Genomic DNA, 4,028 nt, shown 5'->3' on the forward strand with positions numbered 1-4,028 from the left:
CAGACAGATGAAGGCATCATATTTTTCTGAAAGAGCCATTTGTTTTGCAGCAGTAGTAATTTCAAAAGCACCTGGTACCCATACTAGAGTGATGTTATTTCCATCTGCACCGTGTCGCAGTAGAGCATCTTCTGCCCCAGCAATCAGTTTGCTTACAATAAATTCATTAAATCTGGATGCAACAATGCCGAATTTCATGCCATTGGCTACCAGTTTTCCTTCGATTTTATTCATTATAAATTCCTCCTTTTCTATTATTCAAAAATATGGGAGAAGATATGTCCCATTTTCTGCTGTTTTGTTTTCAAATAAAATTCATCGTATTTCTGAGGGGTGATTTCTATAGGTACCCGTTCCACGATTTTTACTCCAAAACCATCTAGTCCATAAACTTTATCAGGATTGTTGGTCAACAGACGCAGTTCCTTTGCGCCAAGATCCTGTAATATCTGAGCACCAACCCAATATTCACGTAAGTCGGGTGCAAAACCCAGTTCCACATTGGCTTCTACGGTGTCTCTGCCTTTTTCCTGTAATTCATAAGCCTTTAATTTATTGATAAGTCCGATGCCACGACCTTCCTGACGCATGTATAGGAGGATGCCACGACCTTCTTTTTCAATCTGTTGCATGGCAGCGGAAAGCTGAGGACCGCAGTCGCAGCGGCAGGAACCAAATACATCGCCAGTCAGACATTCGGAATGGACACGGCAGAGCAAGTCTTTCCCATCGCCAATATCGCCTTTCACGAGAGCAACATGGTGCTCGTTAGTGATATCATTCACATAACCCATGATTCGGAATTCACCGTAAGCAGTAGGGAGTTTTGCTTCAGCTTCTTTACGCACATGCTTGTCATGGCGGCGGCAATAATCCTGCAGATCCTTGATAGTGATAACGCTGATGTCCCATTCTTTTGCTTTTTTCAAAAGTTCAGTGGTTCGCATCATCGTACCGTCTTCTCGCATGATTTCACAGCAAAGGCCACATTCTTCCAAACCTGCTAGACGACAGAGATCTACGGTTGCTTCTGTATGTCCGTTTCGCTTCAGGACACCGCCTTTTTGGGCTACAAGAGGGAAAACATGACCGGGACGACGCAGGTCTTCCGGTTTTGTTTCAGGGTCTATGCACATACGGCAGGTATAGCCTCGTTCTTCTGCAGAAATGCCCGAGGTGGTCTGAATATGGTCGATGGACACAGTAAAGGCGGTACAGTGGTTGTCCGTATTGACCTTTACCATCTGTTCCAGTCCCAGTCTATCAGCCAATTCTGCGGACATAGGCGTACAAATGAGTCCTTTTCCTTCTTTTGCCATGAAATTAACATTTTCTGTTGTGGCAAAACGAGCGGCACAGACCAAATCCCCTTCGTTTTCTCTGTCAGGATCATCAATGACCATGATAAGATGTCCCTTTTTCAGCTCTTCCAGAGCATGTTCAATGGTGCTAAATGGATTGTGCATGGTAATAATCCTCCTTTGTTGTTTAAAATCCGTTTTCTTGTAAAAAAGACAAAGTTAGTCGGCTACATTTTTCTTCTTTTTGGGGGGCTGTGAAACGGCGAATATACTTGGCGATTATGTCTGTTTCCAGATTGACCAGATCCCCAATTTTCTTATCCAGTAGAATGGTTTTTGTTCCTGTGTGGGGAATGATGGATACAGTAAAGAATTCGCTGGAAACAGAAACCACTGTCAGGCTGACCCCGTCGATGGCAATGGAACCTTTTTCTACTACTTCATAGAGAAGGGCATGACCAGCAGAAAAGGTGAGCAGTACCGCATTTCCTTCCTGTTTTTTTTGGATGAGCCTGCCTGTGCCATCTACATGACCAGCAACAAGGTGACCGCCAAACCGACCATCTGCAGCCATGGCTCGTTCCAGATTGACAGAGGCGCCTTGATTTAATTTTCCTAAATTGCTGCGGCGTAGAGTTTCAGCCATTACATCGGCAGTGAAGCCGTCTTTTTGCAATGATGTTACCGTAAGGCAGACACCATTAACAGCTATGCTGTCTCCGATTTTTGTGCCGGACAAAACATCCGTACATCGGATGGCGATGTTGCCCCATTCTGTGCCTGAAACCACATGTTGTACAGTGCCGACTTCTTCGATTAATCCTGTGAACATGTTTCTCCTCCTTCCAGAACATCAAATTCCAGTAACAGGTCTTCGTTGAAATATTGTAAACTCGTTGGTTTTAGCCGAAAGGCTTCATTGGGGAATGATATGCCTGCACCGCCGACAGGGGTTTTTGCGTTTGTACCTCCAAAAATCTTGGGAGAAAGATAGACATAAACTTTTTGTACTAAATGTTCTTCCAGCAGACTGAAATGAATCTCGCCGCCGCCTTCGGCAAGAATGCTGCTGATTTCGGCTTCGGCAAGTTTTTGCATGAGTGCAGGAAGGAAAACGTGACCGTTTTTTTCTGGCATCTGCCAGAGTTGTAAACCGGCTTTTGCTAAGGCTGTGATTTTTTCAGCAGAAGCTTCTGTATAGGCAACGATAGTTTTAATTTCGGAAGCTGTTTTGCAGATTCTGCTTTCCAAAGGTAGACGCAGATGACTGTCGCAGATGATGCGGACTGGATTTCTGCCATCAGGGATGCGGCAGTTCAGCATGGGATCATCAGCGAGAACAGTGCCGATCCCCACCAGAATCCCCATATATTGATGACGGAGTTGGTGAACATGCTGACGGGATTTTTCACCGGTAATCCATTGAGAAGCTCCAGTGATAGTAGCTAATTTTCCATCAGCAGTTATGGCGTATTTGATTGCCACATAAGGCATCTTTTTTGTGATATAGTGAAAAAAGATGGGATTCAATGCATCGCATTCCTCTTGTAAGAATTCTTCGATGACTTCAACGCCATTTTGCCGAAGCAGGGCAGTGCCTTTTCCGCAGACCTTTGGATTTGGGTCATGGGAGCCGATAAAAACACGGCGTATTCTTTTTTCCAGTATGATATCTGTACAGGGGGATGTCCGTCCTTGGTGACAGCAGGGTTCAAGGGTGACGTAAAGATCAGCATTGGCTGGGTCTTCTGTGCAGTTGGCGAAAGCATTTCGTTCTGCATGGAGGTCTCCGCAGCAGATGTGGTAGCCTTCACCGATGATACGGCCATTTTTTACAATGACAGCACCTACCAGCGGATTAGGGTCAACGGCACCAATACCTAGTTTTGCCAGTTCGACAGCACGGCGCATATATATTTCGTTAGACATGGGAAATAAACAACTCCTTTCCCTCAGGGCGGAAAGGCATAAAAAGAGAAGGAAGTCTGTTTTCGTAAAAATGGGATAGCAAATAAAGCCTTATCTATATAGATATTGCCATAATAAAAAAGCCCATATTTGCTAAAACGGCAAATACAGGGCATAGAAAACAGACGAATAGACAGATATTAATGCGTAGCAAAAAAAGAGCATAAGATGCAATTTTTCTGTATGCAAAAAATACCGAAAGTCGGTTCGTTTTCTCTTCTTCCATCCAGACTATACTGTCGGTTTTGGAGTTACACCAAATCATGCTTTTGTAAGCTCGCGGACTTTACCGCCGATCGGGAATTTCACCCTGCCCTGAAGAGTTCGTTATTTTTTTTTACAAGCATAGTATAACAACATTTTCTGAAAATGCAAGTAAAAATAATATGAAAACAAGGGTATCATTTTTGTAAAAAAGGAATAAAACAGATAGCAAGTGACTGTGATATTTTTTAGTTGCTGAACAGTGGTTTAATATTTGTTCAATTTGTAAAAGCTCTGGTACTACTGATAGTTGTGGAAGATTTTATTTTTATATGTGTTTTTAGAGAGAGAGGGAATAAAAAAACAGCAGGGTGATTCCTGCTGCTTGGGGGTATTTTGCATTACATTCTGCGCATAAAGAAATAATGTTGTTGATCCAGATAGTCACCGGGCATAATCTGGGTACTTACCAAACCGCTTGAAGTGAACGAACTCCCTTTCCTGCAGGAAAAGAAGGGGTGACAAAATGGGAGAGTTATCAGTTAAATCGATTAG

General features: G+C 43.3%; 4 protein-coding genes and 1 riboswitch. All 4 genes read right to left on the minus strand.

The window, feature by feature from the left end; all coding sequences use genetic code 11:
* On the minus strand, positions 1–234 hold a 234-nt coding region (locus tag IJ369_RS03120; protein ID WP_290715878.1), incomplete at its 3' end, for a 6,7-dimethyl-8-ribityllumazine synthase.
* Between the two features lie 20 nt (positions 235–254).
* Positions 255–1,472 (minus strand): bifunctional 3,4-dihydroxy-2-butanone-4-phosphate synthase/GTP cyclohydrolase II, encoded by a 1,218-nt coding sequence (locus tag IJ369_RS03125; RefSeq protein WP_334298187.1) that lies wholly within the window; start codon positions 1,470–1,472, stop codon positions 255–257.
* 16 nt (positions 1,473–1,488) lie between these two features.
* On the minus strand, positions 1,489–2,133 hold the full coding sequence (locus IJ369_RS03130; RefSeq protein ID WP_290715884.1) for a riboflavin synthase: 645 nt from the start codon (positions 2,131–2,133) through the stop codon (positions 1,489–1,491).
* On the minus strand, positions 2,118–3,230 hold the full coding sequence (ribD, locus tag IJ369_RS03135) for a bifunctional diaminohydroxyphosphoribosylaminopyrimidine deaminase/5-amino-6-(5-phosphoribosylamino)uracil reductase RibD (protein ID WP_290715887.1): 1,113 nt from the start codon (positions 3,228–3,230) through the stop codon (positions 2,118–2,120). The genes IJ369_RS03130 and ribD overlap by 16 nt, the downstream gene beginning before the upstream one ends.
* 249 nt (positions 3,231–3,479) lie before the next feature.
* Positions 3,480–3,596, minus strand: a riboswitch (FMN riboswitch).
* Between the last annotated feature and the right edge of the window lie 432 nt (positions 3,597–4,028).

It is taken from the genome of Anaerotignum sp., from assembly GCF_017483025.1.
Classification (GTDB): domain Bacteria; phylum Bacillota; class Clostridia; order Lachnospirales; family Anaerotignaceae; genus Anaerotignum_A.

Bases quoted from the DNA above. Each gene is read 5' to 3' on its own strand.
- ribD (WP_290715887.1), bottom strand. From the start codon at position 3,230: ATGTCTAACGAAATATATATGCGCCGTGCTGTCGAACTGGCAAAACTA.
- IJ369_RS03130 (WP_290715884.1), bottom strand. From the start codon at position 2,133: ATGTTCACAGGATTAATCGAAGAAGTCGGCACTGTACAACATGTGGTT.